Genomic DNA, 14137 nt, shown 5'->3' on the forward strand with positions numbered 1-14137 from the left:
TCACTCCCAGTACTCGCAACTGCTGTCCGGGGTTTCCCACAGGGTCACGTGCAGGCGCAGGTCCGCGCCGTCGTCGCCCTCGGGCAGGTCGGCGCGCACCCGCTGCATGGTCCTGCGGTGGATGTACGCGGCGACGACCTCGGCGGTCGTGTCGTCCCCGAGTTCCGGGAAGTCGTTCAGGTAGGCGTGATCCAGACCGCCGGCGTCGACGTCCTTCTTGGCCCATTTGAGGGTCTTGAAGTCCGCGACCATGATGGCGCGCTTCACGTGCGCACTGGGACGCAGGCGGTCACTGGTGAGTTCCATGCGCACGCGGTACGTGTGCCCGTGCAGGCGCCCGCAGGGGCCGTCGTAGCCGGTGATCACGTGCGCCGAATCGAACGTGAACTCCGACGTCAGTTTCCACGGCATCCGCTTACGCCCCCTGGTGGTCGGGCGCGACGTACTTCACGGTGCAGATCGTGTTCAGACCCCCACGCATGCCGTAATCGCAGCGGATCTCCATGCTCAGGGGCTTGAGCAGGTTCACCAGATCCGCCAGCACCCGCCGCGTCGCGTGCTCGTGGTAGATGCCCACGAAACGGTAGCTCGTCAGGTAGTACTTCAGGCTCTTGAGTTCCACGCACGCCTCGCGCGGCAGGTACCGGATCTCCAGGCGGCCGAAGTCCGGCAGGCCACTCCAGGGGCACACCGGGCTGAACTCGTCCGTCACGATCTCGATCTGCATCGGCTCGCCCGGGTAGCGCACCGGGTCGTCCTCGCGCACGTGCGGGAAGGTGCCCAGCACGGCCACATCGATGGCGTCGAGGCCCTGCACGTCGTAGCGGCGGTCAAAACCAGGGTTCTGGGGTCCGCAGTCGGCCCCGGCAGTCACGTTCGTCATATGTCTTTCCTCCCGGCAGGGCCGCACCCTGAACGGCGCGGGCCTGGGGTGACAGCACAGGTCACCCGGTTGTGGGAGTCCGCACCCGCAGGCGCGACCTCAACCGCGCATTATCCACAAGTCCATGCATGACCGCCAGGGGGCGCGGAACAAACGCGCGCAGGCCCCCGGCAGGGGAGAGGTTCAGCCCGCCGCCTCCGCCAGTGCCGCCGCGCGGCGCAGGATGCCCAGCAGCAGCCCGGACTCCCAGAAGCCCAGGCGCGAGCCGTCACTGAACCGCTCCTGCCGCGCGAAGACCGTCAACAGCCGCGCCAATTGCACCGGGGTCGCGCGGGCCAGCACCGCCGGGTCGTCCCGCAGGGCCCGCGCCTCGGGCGTCTGCGCCCACTGCGGCCACTGGAACCGCTCGTCCCCATGCACCCACCCGAACTCGTCCAGCGTGCGCAGCAGCCGCGCCACCTGCGGGTCGTACGCGTACCCGCGCATCTGCACGCCGCCTCCCGGCAGGACCACGGCAGGCGGCTGGCCGTCCGTGAAGCGGAACGCCGGGTCCGCCATGATCGGCAGGAACGCCGCGACGGCACGCAGGGCTTCAGGCGTGAACTGTGGGTGCATGACGCCCAGCATGGCCCGCGCGCATGAGGGCACGAAAACCCCCACCGGTGAGGGCAAAAGATTTCCAGCGCATCCCCAGATTTCAGTATTGGGAGTCGCAGATGATAGTTGGTCATGGCGACGTAGCCTTGAAATCTATTTGAAGAATTGCTTCAATAGATCGGTGGCTAGATTGCCTAATACCCCTAGGCTTAGCGACAAGAGTAAAAAATTCAATACCCAAAATTTACCTTTAGAATTCCTTGCTTCCTGTCGAAGCATATTATTTTCGCTAGATTTTGAAAGGAGGATATATCCAAAGTTTTTGTAGGTAGCAAATTCTACTATTCGTTTGCGAAACGCAATTGAGACAATTGCCAAAACCATGATTGACATCATATACGCCATAAAGTTATTTACGTTGGGAAAGCCTAGCTCCGCCTGATAATTCCTCTGTAGGCTGTAATTCATCTTATTGGCTATGCCGAGCAGGCTATTATCTGCTAAGATGGCGGGGTCTATATTTTTCGGGGAAAAACTTCGTGTTGACGCCGCTAGCTTGAATAGGGGGATTAAGAAAGCAAATAGCCAAAATGATCTGACAAATTCCGGAAAAACAGAATTGCTAAATGCTGCTACTGGTGGAATTTTCTTAAGCCTTGGTTCGATGAAGCTTGTAAACAAGTGAACGATATCATATGCCCATGTTCTATCGGTGAATTCTATTCTCAGCTCAATGCCAACAAAATAAGGGCTGCTGGCATCATTTGCGTTATCGGCGTCTTTTTTGATTTTTATGGGGGCACTAAATGTGACAGATATGGTCTGCTTCTCTGGCTTACCCTCTCTATTTAAAATGATGTATTGCATCACTATATTTAAATTTGTGCATATCTCATTGCCTAGATGATTGAAAGTAGTAATTTGATCTATATTGTTGAACTCTATGCTGCTATCATCGTCAAACCCTAGAACTCCGTAAAACTTTGCAAGATAAGACCCATGCTGCTGCATGGATATCCTCTGATCAAAAAGATGATATATATCGTTCAATAACTGAGAATTGCATATAAATCCGCCGGGATAATACTTTACGATGGCTTGCGGAGTCCCTAAAAGACTATTGATAAATTGCTTGAAATCAGCGGCTTTGACAGGAAGGGTTACAAAACCAGAGCTTCCGTTGACGTTGCTCGCTTTTAACTCCAAACCATTTTCTTCTGAATCTGGATTGCTCATATCGGTCTAATGATACCCTGGCCATTGCACCGGGCAAGCGATAGTGACTGCGGTTCGAACCACTGATCGTATCAAGTCTCTGGGGGTTATCCGGCATGGCCGGGGGCTAATCAGACGCTATATCCGCTTTAGGAAATGGAAAAAGCCCCGTACTAGACGGGGCTTTTCCTTTGGTGGTGGCCAGGGCCGGACTTGAACCGGCGACCCAACGATTTTCAGTCGTTTGCTCTACCAGCTGAGCTACCTAGCCTTCCTTGGCGGTCCGGACGGGATTTGAACCCGCGACCTTCTGCGTGACAGGCAGATATGCTAACCGCTACACTACCGGACCGTGCCTTGAAGGGGCTGCAAAAGCAGCGGGGTTAAGGATAGCGGCGCGTTTCACGGTTGTCAATGCGTGCGGGGGCGGGTGGGGTCAGAAGGGGACGGCGCGGACGTTCTTCACGGGGTGTTCCTGGCCGGGGTCGAGCAGCAGTTCGAGGTACTCGCGGGCGTGCAGCGCGTCGATCATGGCGAGGTTGTGGTCCTCGTCGAGGTGGATGCCGCCGTCGATCTGGGTGTGGCCGTACACGCCGTAGTCGAGTCCGGCCATGCGGACGTATTCGGGGGATTCGCGGAACCAGCGTTTGGGGGCGTGGTCGGCGTAGAACAGGTCGTCGTAGTGCGCGTGGGCGGGCAGCGGGGAGACGTGCGCGAACTGGACGGTGCCGACGCGGATCTCGCGGGGGAAGCTGCGCATCCACGCGGCGAGGTGGTCGGGGAGGATCAGGCCGCCGTGGTCCGGGTCGAATTCCACGTGGACCATGCCGCCGCTGGTGCCCAGGACGTAGCTGGTGTTCAGGACGGCGTCGTCGTGGTTCCCGAGGATGATGTGCACGGCGTGCGGCGCGGCGTCCTGGTACGCCTTGAGTCGTTCCAGGTGGCGGATCTGTTCGCGCGCGGCGAGGAACAGGTGGTCCGGGTTCTTGTGGTCGAAGCGGGGCAGGCCGGTCAGGCGGGCGTAGTCGCGGTCGTTCTTGGGGTGGACGAGGTCGCCGATCAGGACGACCTGGAACAGTCCGGCCTGCACGGGCGGGGTGGGCAGGCCGTCCAGGGTGGCGCAGCTGGCGGCGCGCAGCGCGGTCCACAGGAGGTCGAAGTCGGCGTGGACGTCTCCGAAAGCGAGGAATTTACGCATGGGGTCAGCCTTTCAGGAGGGCGTGGAGGTCCTTGTAGATGGCGCGGCTTTCTTCCAGCGTCTCGCCGTAGCCGCGCATGAGGATGCGGGCGGCTTCCCCGCCGCGCCCGGCGACTTTCAGCTGCTCCAGCAGGTCCTCGATGTGCCGCCGGGCTTTTTCCATCTGCGGGTCGCGGGGCGGTTGCGGGGGCAGGGGGCGTTCGGCGGCGGGGGGTGGGGTGGGCGTGTCGGTTTCCAGCTCGCTGGTGTTCGCGCCGTCGTCCGGGTCGTACTCGACCCAGACGGCGTCGCTGGTGGGCGTGACGCCGTACGCGCGGGCGAGGTCGGCCAGCGCGGCCAGTTTGGCGTCCTGAAGGGTGTGCGCGGTGGCGAGGCCCTCGCGGGTGGCGCCCATGACGCTCAGGCGGGCGCGGACGATGGGCGGCGCCGGGTGGTCGCACGCCCAGGTGAGGCTCCAGCCGGGGTCGATCGCGTCGAGTTGCGGGGCGAGCACGTCGAGGTCGGGGGCGAGGGTCACGCGGGCCTGGTCGTCCCGGACGGTCAGGGTGGCCCAGGCGGTCATGCTGGCGCGCAGGGCGTCGCGCACGCGGTGAGGTTCGGCCATACGGCAGTCTACCTACTTGCCCGCCGGGTGAAGGGTGAGGGTCTGCGTGTTTCCCCAGTCGGCGGGTTTCGTGCTCATGGGGAGGTACTGCCCGCCGATCCAGCGGGTCATCTGGTCGGTGGCGTGGGGCGCCAGGGGACTGCCCGCCTGCCCCAGGCTGCCGATGTACACGCTGCGGTTGGGGTCGCTGAGGTCCACGATCTGGCGGTAGCTGGGGCCGTGCGTCTGCGCGAAGGTGCCGTGTTCGGGCCGGGCGACGTTCACGGTGTTCGTCCCGCCGGGGGTGGGCGCGTGGTGGTTGAACAGCCACGCCAGGGCGCCCACCTTGCCGAACGCGCGGTGGGTGCTGGCGACCTGATGCAGCTTGCCGTACGTCCAGCCGGTCATGTCGTCCCCCAGGCGGGCCTGGAGGTCACCCAAGGCGGCGTCCAGCGTGCGGGTCAGCAGGGCCGCGCAGTCCCCCTGGCCGCCCCGCGCGCACAGTTCACCGCCAGCGCGCAGCTGGTTCAGGACGGACAGGCTGTTCATGACGGTCGCGTCGTTCAGTTCGTCGCGGGCCATCTCCTGCAGCTGCATCAGCCACGCCTCGAACAGCAGGGCGCCCACGCTGCCGGTCGTCATGCTGCCGTCCCAGCCCTGCAGGGTGCCCAGCGCCTGCCGGGCGCGGTCACTGCCGGGCTTCGTGGCCAGCAGGATGGGCCGGAAGTCCTCCCACACGAGGCTGCGGGTGTCCAGCTGGGTGCGCTGCACGTCCGCCACGCTCAGTTTCGGGGTGGCGGTCAGCAGGTCCGTGATGCGCTGGGCGCGGTACGGTTCGGCCCAGTTGCGCGTGTTGCCCAGCAGGTACGGGTACCCGTCGGGCACGACCCGGTTGTTCGCGGTGACGACCAGCCCGTCGGCCGGGTTGAAGGTGTGCGGCAGCGCCTCGAACGGAACGTACCCGCGCCACTCGCGGCTGCCGTCGCCGGGTACCGGGAGGCTGCCGTCCCAGCCCTCGCGGATGGGCACGCGGCCCGGCGCGTAGTACCCGGTGTTGCCGTCCACATCGGCGTACACGAAGTTCTGGCTGGGCCCCACGTAGCGTGACAGGGCCCGCGTGAAGTCCGCCCAGTTCTGCGCGTAGTTCAGGCCCAGGAAGGCGTCCATGGTGGTGTCGCCCGGTTGCAGCGCCGTCCACTTCAGCGCCACGCGCGGCCCGGCGTCCGCGAAGTTCAGGCCGCCGCCCCCGTTGTCGCTGATGACCGGGCCGTGCGCGCTCTCGCGGACGGTGATCGTCACGTTCTCCTGGCCCTTGACCTTGATCACCTCCTGGCGGCTGGTGAGCTTGGCGCTCTCGGGTTCCACGTACAGGTCCTGCACGTCGGGGTTCATGTTCGTCACGCCCCACGCGACCCGCTCGTTGCGCCCGATCACGATGGCCGGGAGGCCCGGGATGCTCGCCCCGATCGCCTTGAGGTCCTTACCCTGCACGTCCGCGAGGTACCACAGCATCGGCGCCGTGAGCGCGAGGTGCGGGTCGTCCGCCAGGATGGGCTTGCCGGTCGTGGTGCGCGACCCGGCGATCACCCAGTCGTTGCTGCCCTTGCCGGGAAGTTGTTGCATGCCCAGCGCCTCGGCGGCCCGCAGGTGCGCCCGCAGCGCCGCGACCGTCGCCTCCGGCAGACCGGGTGTCTCCGGCAGGCTGGGCGCAGCGGAGGTGGCGCCCGTCTGCGGCGCGGCGTTCTCGGCGCCCACCTCGTCCGCGCTGAGGATCGTCGGGCCGCCCGCCGGGTACGGCGCGGTGACCTGATCTAGGCCGCCCGCGCCCAGTCGCCGCGTGACGTGCGCGTTCAGCACCTCGTCGTCGTAGTTGCCGCCCAGGTCGAAGGCCATCAGCTTGCTCCAGGACACCGTGTCCACGTCCTGCCAGGGGTCCGGCGTGTACCCCAGGATCCGGAATTCCAGCGCCGTCTTCCCGCGCCCCTGCGCGGCGTTCACGCCCGCCGTGTACGCCGCGATCAGGCGGCGTGACCGCGCGTCCAGGGCGGGGAGGGCACTCTGCGCGGCCCGCTGGAAGCCCCAGGTGCGCAGGAACCTGTCCTGCGGCAGCGCGGCCTCGCCCAGCACCTCCGAGAGCCGGCCCTGAGCCACGCGGCGCTGGAAGTCCATCTGCCACGCGCGGTCCTGCCAGTGCACGAAGCCCAGCGCGAACACCGCGTCCTCGTCCGTCTGCGCGCGGATGTGCGGCACGCCCCACGCGTCGCGCGTGACCTGCACCGTCCCGCCCAGCCCGGCCAGATCCGCGTTGCCCGCGCGCTGCGGCTCGCTGGTTGCGCGCAGCCACGCATAGACCCCGCCCCCGGCCGCGCCCAGCAGCAGCAGCGTCCCCAGCGCGCCGGTCGCCACGCGGCGACCCCACGATCCCTTCCGCCGCAGCGGCCCCACCGTTTTCGTGTTCATGTGACCCGCGCAGCATAGCCCCACGCCGCCGGGGTGGGCCAAACCGCGCGGCGGGGGTAGGGGTGCCCCCACCGCGCGGTCCGTTCAAGCTCTTCAGGTCGTGCCGGTCAGAATTCCTCGTCGAGCAGGCTGCTGTTCGCCTTCACGCGGCGCGGGTGCAGGCCCAGCCGCTCGGTGAGCATCAGCAGGCCCTCGGTGCCCTCGTGCGACAGGCCCGACAGGAACGACGTCGCCACCGTCGTCGAGAAGCACGGCTGCGGCGTGGGCTGCATGCAGTCCAGCACGCAGAATTCGAAGGCACTCTCATCGGGGCGGGACAGCTGGCGGGTCACGGCGGCGCCGTACCCGTTCGAGAACCGGAACACCATCAGTTCCGCGCCGGGCAGCGTGTGCCGCTGCGGCAGCGCACTGACCCGCTCGAACGGCGGGGTGGGAACGAACAGGGCGGGATTCGTGATCAGGGTCGGGGATTCATGTCGGGTCACGCGCAGGCTCCGTTCCCCGGGCCGTGGGCCGCACCGGCAGGTGCCAGCGCAGGAGTCACGTGCAGGGATGCCGCAGCGTAGGCCGCCGCACCTTACCGCCCCCTTACCGCCCGGAACCTGAAGGGCCACCCACCGGCCCTGGCCTGGGCGGGCCGGTGGGGTCAGCCGAGCACCTGCGCGGCCTGCGCCCACCAGCCGGGGTGCCGCCCCGCGAGGATCTGCGCGGCGTCGTGCGCGTGCGCGTCGTCGCGGGCCAGCGCGAAGCAGGTGCTCCCGGACCCGCTCATCAGCGGCGAGTGCAGCCCGGCGTCCGTCAGGGCGGCCAGCGCCTCGCGGATCGGGGCGTGCCGCGCCGCCACCGGCCCCTGCAGGGCGTTCAGGTACGGGACCGGGCGACCGTTGGACAGTGCGGCCAGGATGCCCTCGAGGTCCAGGGCGGGCGTGAAGGCCTCCTCGGCGTCCAGCCACGCGTAGGCGTCGCGGGCACTGACCTCCACGCCCGGGTTCAGCAGCACCAGCGCGGCGCGCGGGACCGGGGTGGGGGACAGGACCTCGCCCACGCCCGAGGCGACCGCCGCGCGGCCCAGCAGGAAGAACGGCACGTCCGCGCCCAGCCGCAGCGCCAGTCCCGGCAGGTCCACGCCCGCCGGGTACAGCCGCGCCAGCGCCATCAGCGTGGTCGCCGCGTCGCTGCTGCCGCCCCCCAGGCCCGACGCGAGCGGCAGGCGCTTGTGCAGCGTGATCGCCGCGCCGCCCGGCACGCCCGCTGCGTCCAGGTACGCCCGCGCCGCGCGGAACACCAGATTGCCCTCGTCGGTGGGCAGGTCCGCACCCTCGACGCGCAGGGTCAGCGTGTCAGCGGGGGCGATCTCCAGGTCGTCGCCGACGCTCAGGGGCACCATCAGCGAGTGCAGTTCGTGGTACCCGTCCGAACGCAGGTCCCGGACGCTGAGACCCAGGTTCACCTTGGCGGGCGCGAAGTACGTGACGGCAGCAGGGTCGCTCATGCCCCCCCAGCATCCCACACCTGCCCGTCCCAGGTCGGGGCCAGCGCCTGCGCCAGGGCCAGGTCGCCGGGCGTGGTCACCTTGAACAGCCGCGCGTCCCCCGGCACCAGCCGCACCGCGCCGCCCGCCCGGGCGATCAGGCCCGCGTCGTCCGTCGCGGCGAAGCCGTCGGCCAGCGCCGCCTCGTGCGCGGCGAGCAGCAGGTCACGCCGGAACCCCTGCGGGGTCTGCACCGCCCACAGCCCCTCGCGCGGCGTGAGGGTGCCCCAGAGGGTGCCGCAGTCGCCGCCCGGCCCGGCCCGCACCAGGGTGTCCGCCACCGGCAGCGCCGCCGTCGCCGCGCCCACCTCACGCGCCGCTGTGGTCACCGCCTGCACCACCGCGCCCGGCAGGAAGGGCCGCGCCGCGTCGTGCACGAGCACCACCTCGGCGTCCGTGGCGCGCAGCAGCGCCAGCACGCTCGCCTGCCGGGTGTCGCCGCCCGTCACGGCGCGGGCCGGAACGTCCCCCGGCAGGTCCAGCCCCGCCGGGAGCGCCACCAGCACCTCGTCCACGTGCGGGGCCAGCGCCGCCGCGCTGCGGCCCAGCAGGCTGCGGCCCGCGACCTCCACGAACGCCTTCGGGCCCAGGCCCAGCCGCGTGCCGGACCCCGCTGCCGGGATCAGCGCCGCGACCCGCACGCCCCCGGGCCTCACGCCTCTCCTTCACGCCAGCGGCGGAAGCCCGGCACGTCCAGCCCGAACTGATCCAGCACCCGCGCCGTCACGAAATGCAGCAGCTCGTCCACGCTGCCCGGCGCGTGATAGAACCCCGCGCTGGCCGTCATCACGGTCGCCCCCGCGTCATGCGCGGCCAGCATGTTCAGCAGCATCGGGCGCGGCAGCGGATCCTCACGCAGCACCAGCACCAGCCGCCGCCGCTCCTTCAGCGTCACGTGCGCCGCGCGCGCCACCAGATTGTCCGCGAACCCCTGCGCGACCTTCGCCAGCGTCCCCGCGCTGCACGGCACCACCAGCATCCCGTCCGTCCGGAACGACCCGCTCGCCACGCCCGCCGCCAGATCCCGGTCGTCATGCACGACAGACGCCAGCGCCGTCAGGTCCGCCAGCTGCGGCCCGGACCCCTCGGCCGTCATCACGCGCTTGGCGCCGCTGCTGACCACCAGATGCGACTCCACACCCAGATCCCGCAGCGCCCGCAGGATCGACTCCGCATACGGCATGCCGCTGCCGCCCGACACCCCCACCACCAGCCTCATGCCCGGCAGGCTAACAGGCCCGCCCACGCCCGACGGTACGCGCCACCCAGTTCAGCCCGTCATACGGATTCCGTCTGTTTCGTTCACAACCCGGAAGGACACCGGGTTGCCAACTCCACGCCCGGAACCCGTTTCTCTCCTGCTCGCTCTGCTGCGCAGCTCTCCGAGTCCGTATCAGTTCGACCCGGCCTGCCGCTCGCGTCCCGCGCTACGTGCGTGCCGGATCTCGGCCAGCACGAACGCCAGGGTGTTCAGCGCGTACGTGCCGCCCAGCGCGCCCAGCAGCGCCGCCTGTGCGCCCGTCAGCGGCAGGTTCGCGAACACCACCAGTCCCGACAGCGGCAGCAGCGCCGCCACCACCGCCCCCCACGCGCCCAGCAGCACCCCGCCCCACGGGGAATCCAGCAGCGACGCGCCGGGCAGCAGCAGCCCCAGCACCCGGAAGCCCGCCGGGCGCGACCGCGCCGCCGGGAGCGGCGTGCGCGGCAGCAGCAGCGACAGCAGCAGCAGCGCCCCCAGGCCCGACACGCCCAGCAGCGCCAGCCCCAGCCGCGCCGACCCGCCCGCCGACGGGTCCAGCAGCGCCAGCGGCGCGCGCAGCCCCGCGCCCAGCGTGACGCTCAGGTCGCCGGTCACGGCGCGCGTCAGGCGCCGCTGGTCCGGGTAGCACAGCCGCGGCTGCCCCGGCCGCAGCCGCTGCTGGAACGCCGCCTCGGGCGACGCGGGCTTCAGGCCCAGGTTGAACGCCGCCGCCATCAGGTCCGGCTGCGTCGCCAGCGCCGAGCGGAACAGGTCCCGCGCCTGCGGTTCGTCCCCGCGCGCGCGGGCGATCACGCCCAGGTTGTTGCGCATGCAGGCGTCCGCGCCGGTGTACAGGTCGCGGGCGCGGGTGTCGTCGCCGTCCAGCTGCGCGCCCAGCGCCGTCAGGAGCGCGGCGTCCGGGCCGGGCCGCAGCGTCAGGGTTTCGAGCTGCGCGTTCCACCACCCGCCGCCGTATGTGCCGCTCGACAGGACCGGCGAGCGCAGCGCCGCGCCGGACAGGTTCGCCCACTGCACGCCGCCCAGCGTGCCCAGCAGCGCCAGCGCCAGCAGCGTCACCGTCAGGCGCTCGCTGGGGGACGCGTACGCCACGAACACCCGCCGCGCCCGCGCCAGCGGCCGGCGCAGCCACGAGCGGTAGCGGCCCCCCAGGTCGCGGGTGTCGTCCGCCTGCGCCGGGAAGGCCCGCACCGCCAGGGTCAGCAGCGCCGCGAGCAGACTCAGGCCCAGCGCCAGGCTCGCCAGCCGCGCCGCGTCCCGCACGGCGCCCAGGCCCTCCAGGCCCAGGTTGTACAGCGTGCCGGGCCGCAGGGACCGCGCGAACTGCCGCCACTCGGCGGCCTCACCCTCGCGGCCCTGCGCGTCCAGCGTCCGCGCGTAGCGTTCGTACAGCGCGCCGCCACCCTCGAAGCGCGGGTGCAGCTGCCGCAGGTACGTCATCCACACCCCGGCGCGGTCCACGCGGCCCTGCGCGAGCAGCGCGCCCACGTACCCGCTGGGGTTCCCGAACGCGCCCAGCGCCGCGCGGCTCACGGCGATCTCCGGGTCCACGCCGCGCGCCGAGGCGTCCGCCTGCGCCTGCGTCAGCGCCAGGTCCGCCGCCGACGGGAAGCCCGCGCCGTCCAGTCGCGCGGCCAGCTGCACCCACGCCGGGAACGGCAACGTGCCCCCCAGCGTGCGGCGCACCAGGCTGAGCGCCTCGTACGGGTCGGCCTGCGCCTGCGCCAGCCGCAGCGTCAGGAACGGATTCAGGGGGTCCAGCCGCGCCGCGTCCGCCAGGGTGGCGGGCGGCACCTGATCGGCCACGCTGGCCAGCCAGCCGGTCACGACCGGGTCGGGCGGCAGCGCCACCCGCTCCTGCACGCTCAGGCCGCCGCCCTGCGCGTTCAGGTTCACGTTCAGCGTGAAGCGTTCGGTCACGCCGCCCAGCAGCGTGCTGGCCGTCACGACGTCCCCCCCGGCGTCCAGGCTGCTGACGATGCCCGGCAGGTCCGCGCGGCCCGTCACGACGCCCCCCGCACCCAGCGCGTACACGGCGGGCCCGGCGCCCAGCAGCACCAGGTTCCCGACCTCCAGCGGGCCGCTCAGGGGGCCCAGCGCGTCCGGGAGGGTCCGCTGCCACGTGCCGCCCGCGCCCTCGTGCCGCAGGGTGCGGCCCTCCAGGGTGGTGGTCGCCCCGGCGGTGCCCAGCAGCGCCGTCAGGGTCAGGCCCGCCAGCAGCGCCCGGACGCGCCTCATGCCCCGCCCCGCAGCAGGTGCGCGGCCCGCACGGCCATCACCGCGCCGCCCGCCAGCAGCGGCCAGAAACCGCCAGTCAGGGCGCCCACCAGCAGGCCCACGGGCACCGCGACCGCCGTCGCGAACGGCACCGCGTTCAGCTTCAGGCGGGACTGTAGCGTGGCCTTGTACGTGGGAATCACCACGGCGGCGGTCAGGAGCAGCGCCAGCAGCACGCCCGGCGTGAACACCAGCAGCGCCCCCAGCAGCGGCGCGATCCCCCCGCCCCCCCGGAAGCCGAAGAAGACGGGGTAGCAGTGCCCGGCCACGACCGCGCCCGTCACCAGCGCCGCCAGCGCCTCGCCGCCCTGCGGGACGAGCGCGCGGGCCAGCAGCGCCGCCAGCACTCCCTTGACGATGTCCCCCACCGTGACCAGCGCCGCCGCGCCGCGCCCGAACTGCCGCCACGTGCCGCTCCCGCCCGGCAGGTCCCGGTCACGGATGTCCGCGCCGCGCGCGCGGGAGTACAGCACGCCGCTGACCAGCGACCCCAGCAGGAAGGCCGCGACCGTCACGAGCAGCGTCGGGGCGGGCGGCAGGGCAGACAGGTCGGGCATACGCCGCGCATTCTAGAGTGCGCCTCCGTGCCCGCTACACTGCCCGCATGACCGGCCCCCGCCCCCCCGGACTGACCCGCCCGGAACTGCGCCGCTACTCGCGGGCGCTGCTCGTCCCCGAGTGGCTGGACGCCGGGGCGCAGGAACGCGTGAAGGCCGCGCACGTCCTGGTGGTCGGGGCGGGCGGGCTGGGCAGCCCCGTGATCGCCAGTCTGGCCGGGGCGGGCATCGGCACGCTGACCGTCGCGGACGACGACCGGGTGGACCTCAGCAACCTGCACCGCCAGACGCTGTACGCCACACCCGACGTGGGCCGACCCAAGGCGGAACTGGCCGCCGCCCGCGCCCAGACCATCAACCCGCACGTGCACGTGCGCGCCGCGCCGCGCGTCACGCCGGACACCCTCCCGGGCCTGCTGCGCGGCGTGACGCTCGTCGTGGACGCCACCGACAACTTCGGGACGCGCTACTTGATCGCCGACACCTGCGCCGCGCAGGGCCGCGAGTGGATCTGGGGCGCGGCCAGCGGCACCACGGGCATGGTCAGCGTGTTCGGCCCCCACGCGGGCCTGCGCGACGTGTTCCCCGACCCCGGCGACGACCTCAGTTGCGACGAGGCCGGCGTGCTGGGCCCCGTCCCCGCCCTGACCGGGCAGCTCATGGCCCTCGAGGCCCTGAAGGTCCTGGGCGGCGTGGGTCAGCCGCTGCGTGGCCGCCTGTGGACCTTCGACGCCCTGACCGGCCGCGCCCGCACCCTCACCCTGCGCGCCCCCGCCCGGGCGGATACGCTGTAAAGGCCATCCAGAGCGGCGTTCTGCCCGCCGCGCCGACCCCGCAGCCCCGCCCGGCACGTCGACCCGCCGCCCGTGGTGGGCTGCACCCCCACTGGGCGCACCTCCAGCCCCCCTTGACGCCCGCCGCAGCTGTGTTACTGTGCGCCTGAGCCCACAATTCAATTGCGTTCGCCCTGTGCCGCTCGCAGTCCACTCCCGGAGGTTGCACCTATGGCCAAGAGCACCAAACCCGCCGCGAAGAAACCCGCCCCCAAGAAAGGCGCGGCGAAACCCGCCCCGAAAGCCGAGGCCGGGAAGATCGCCAAGACGCAGATCATCGACATGGTCGCCGACAAGACCACCCTGAACAAGAAACAGGCCGGGGACGCCGTCGCGACCGTCATCGACTGCATCGTCGACGCCCTGCGCGGCGGCAGCAGCGTCGGCCTGCCCGGCCTGGGCACCCTGAGCGTCACCCACACCGCCGAGCGCACCGGCGTCAAACCCGGCACCAGCGAACGCATCACCATCCCCGCCGGGAAGAAGGTGCGCTTCAAGGTCGCCACGACCCTCAAAGGCACCCTCTAATACGGACTCCGGTTGAATGGCTTACAAAGCCGTTCAACCCGAGCGGACTCGCAGAGCTGCCCAGCAGAGCGAGCAGGAGAGAAACGGGTGCCGGGCGTGGAGTTGGCGACCCGGTGTCGTTCCGGGTTGTCAACGAAACAGACGGAATCCGTATAAGCCAGTGCGTCACGCGGCCCCTCTGCCTACCGGGTGGGGGGGCCGCGCCGCGTTCGGTCAG

15 protein-coding genes and 2 tRNA genes are annotated in these 14137 nt (G+C 70.1%); 2 read left to right on the top strand and 15 right to left on the bottom strand.

The genetic code is table 11. The annotated features are described in order from the left end of the window. The 15 genes from DEIGR_RS00750 to DEIGR_RS00815 all read right to left on the bottom strand — a co-directional run bounded on the left by DEIGR_RS00750 (position 1) and on the right by DEIGR_RS00815 (position 12559). Complete coding sequence (locus DEIGR_RS00750) at positions 1-411, bottom strand: 6-pyruvoyl trahydropterin synthase family protein (RefSeq protein ID WP_058974426.1); 411 nt, start codon at positions 409-411, stop codon at positions 1-3. A gap of 4 nt (positions 412-415) precedes the next feature. After that, positions 416-883 (bottom strand): preQ(1) synthase, encoded by a 468-nt coding sequence (gene queF / locus DEIGR_RS00755; protein ID WP_058974427.1) that lies wholly within the window; start codon positions 881-883, stop codon positions 416-418. A gap of 183 nt (positions 884-1066) precedes the next feature. Next, complete coding sequence (locus DEIGR_RS00760; protein WP_058978461.1) at positions 1067-1498, bottom strand: DUF6508 domain-containing protein; 432 nt, start codon at positions 1496-1498, stop codon at positions 1067-1069. Positions 1499-1633: 135 nt separating this feature from the next. Then, positions 1634-2716: a hypothetical protein gene (locus DEIGR_RS20150; RefSeq protein ID WP_153013575.1), complete on the bottom strand. Its 1083-nt coding sequence runs from the start codon at positions 2714-2716 to the stop codon at positions 1634-1636. Between the two features lie 174 nt (positions 2717-2890). Next, positions 2891-2966 (bottom strand) — tRNA-Phe (locus DEIGR_RS00765). Positions 2967-2971: 5 nt separating this feature from the next. Beyond that, a tRNA-Asp gene (locus DEIGR_RS00770) sits at positions 2972-3047 on the bottom strand. 84 nt (positions 3048-3131) lie between these two features. Beyond that, on the bottom strand, positions 3132-3893 hold the full coding sequence (locus DEIGR_RS00775; protein WP_058974429.1) for a metallophosphoesterase: 762 nt from the start codon (positions 3891-3893) through the stop codon (positions 3132-3134). Between the two features lie 4 nt (positions 3894-3897). Next, positions 3898-4497, bottom strand: coding sequence for a hypothetical protein (locus DEIGR_RS00780; RefSeq protein WP_058974432.1), 600 nt, complete (start codon positions 4495-4497; stop codon positions 3898-3900). Between the two features lie 12 nt (positions 4498-4509). Continuing rightward, the gene (locus DEIGR_RS00785) at positions 4510-6936 is read right to left on the bottom strand and encodes a penicillin acylase family protein (protein WP_083523877.1); all 2427 of its coding nucleotides are present in this window, start codon (positions 6934-6936) and stop codon (positions 4510-4512) included. Positions 6937-7043: 107 nt separating this feature from the next. Continuing rightward, positions 7044-7421: a hypothetical protein gene (locus DEIGR_RS00790; protein WP_058974434.1), complete on the bottom strand. Its 378-nt coding sequence runs from the start codon at positions 7419-7421 to the stop codon at positions 7044-7046. 161 nt (positions 7422-7582) lie between these two features. Then, entirely contained in the window at positions 7583-8428 is an 846-nt protein-coding gene (locus tag DEIGR_RS00795) for a 4-(cytidine 5'-diphospho)-2-C-methyl-D-erythritol kinase (RefSeq protein WP_058974436.1), read from the bottom strand. Next, on the bottom strand, positions 8425-9123 hold the full coding sequence (ispD, locus tag DEIGR_RS00800) for a 2-C-methyl-D-erythritol 4-phosphate cytidylyltransferase (RefSeq protein WP_058974438.1): 699 nt from the start codon (positions 9121-9123) through the stop codon (positions 8425-8427). The genes DEIGR_RS00795 and ispD overlap by 4 nt, the downstream gene beginning before the upstream one ends. Continuing rightward, positions 9120-9686 (bottom strand): UbiX family flavin prenyltransferase, encoded by a 567-nt coding sequence (locus DEIGR_RS00805; protein WP_058974439.1) that lies wholly within the window; start codon positions 9684-9686, stop codon positions 9120-9122. Before DEIGR_RS00805 ends, ispD begins: the two co-directional genes overlap by 4 nt. A 174-nt stretch (positions 9687-9860) precedes the next feature. Further along, positions 9861-11963, bottom strand: coding sequence for a hypothetical protein (locus DEIGR_RS00810; RefSeq protein ID WP_058974441.1), 2103 nt, complete (start codon positions 11961-11963; stop codon positions 9861-9863). Then, complete coding sequence (locus DEIGR_RS00815; protein WP_058974443.1) at positions 11960-12559, bottom strand: glycerol-3-phosphate acyltransferase; 600 nt, start codon at positions 12557-12559, stop codon at positions 11960-11962. The genes DEIGR_RS00810 and DEIGR_RS00815 overlap by 4 nt, the downstream gene beginning before the upstream one ends. Positions 12560-12606: 47 nt before the next feature. On the opposite strand from DEIGR_RS00815, the gene DEIGR_RS00820 reads away from it, so the two are divergent. After that, complete coding sequence (locus DEIGR_RS00820) at positions 12607-13353, top strand: HesA/MoeB/ThiF family protein (RefSeq protein WP_058974445.1); 747 nt, start codon at positions 12607-12609, stop codon at positions 13351-13353. Between the two features lie 210 nt (positions 13354-13563). Next, positions 13564-13920: an HU family DNA-binding protein gene (locus DEIGR_RS00825; RefSeq protein WP_046843667.1), complete on the top strand. Its 357-nt coding sequence runs from the start codon at positions 13564-13566 to the stop codon at positions 13918-13920. The last annotated feature ends 217 nt before the right edge of the window (positions 13921-14137 follow it).

Source organism: Deinococcus grandis (assembly GCF_001485435.1).
Classification (GTDB): Bacteria; Deinococcota; Deinococci; order Deinococcales; family Deinococcaceae; genus Deinococcus; species Deinococcus grandis.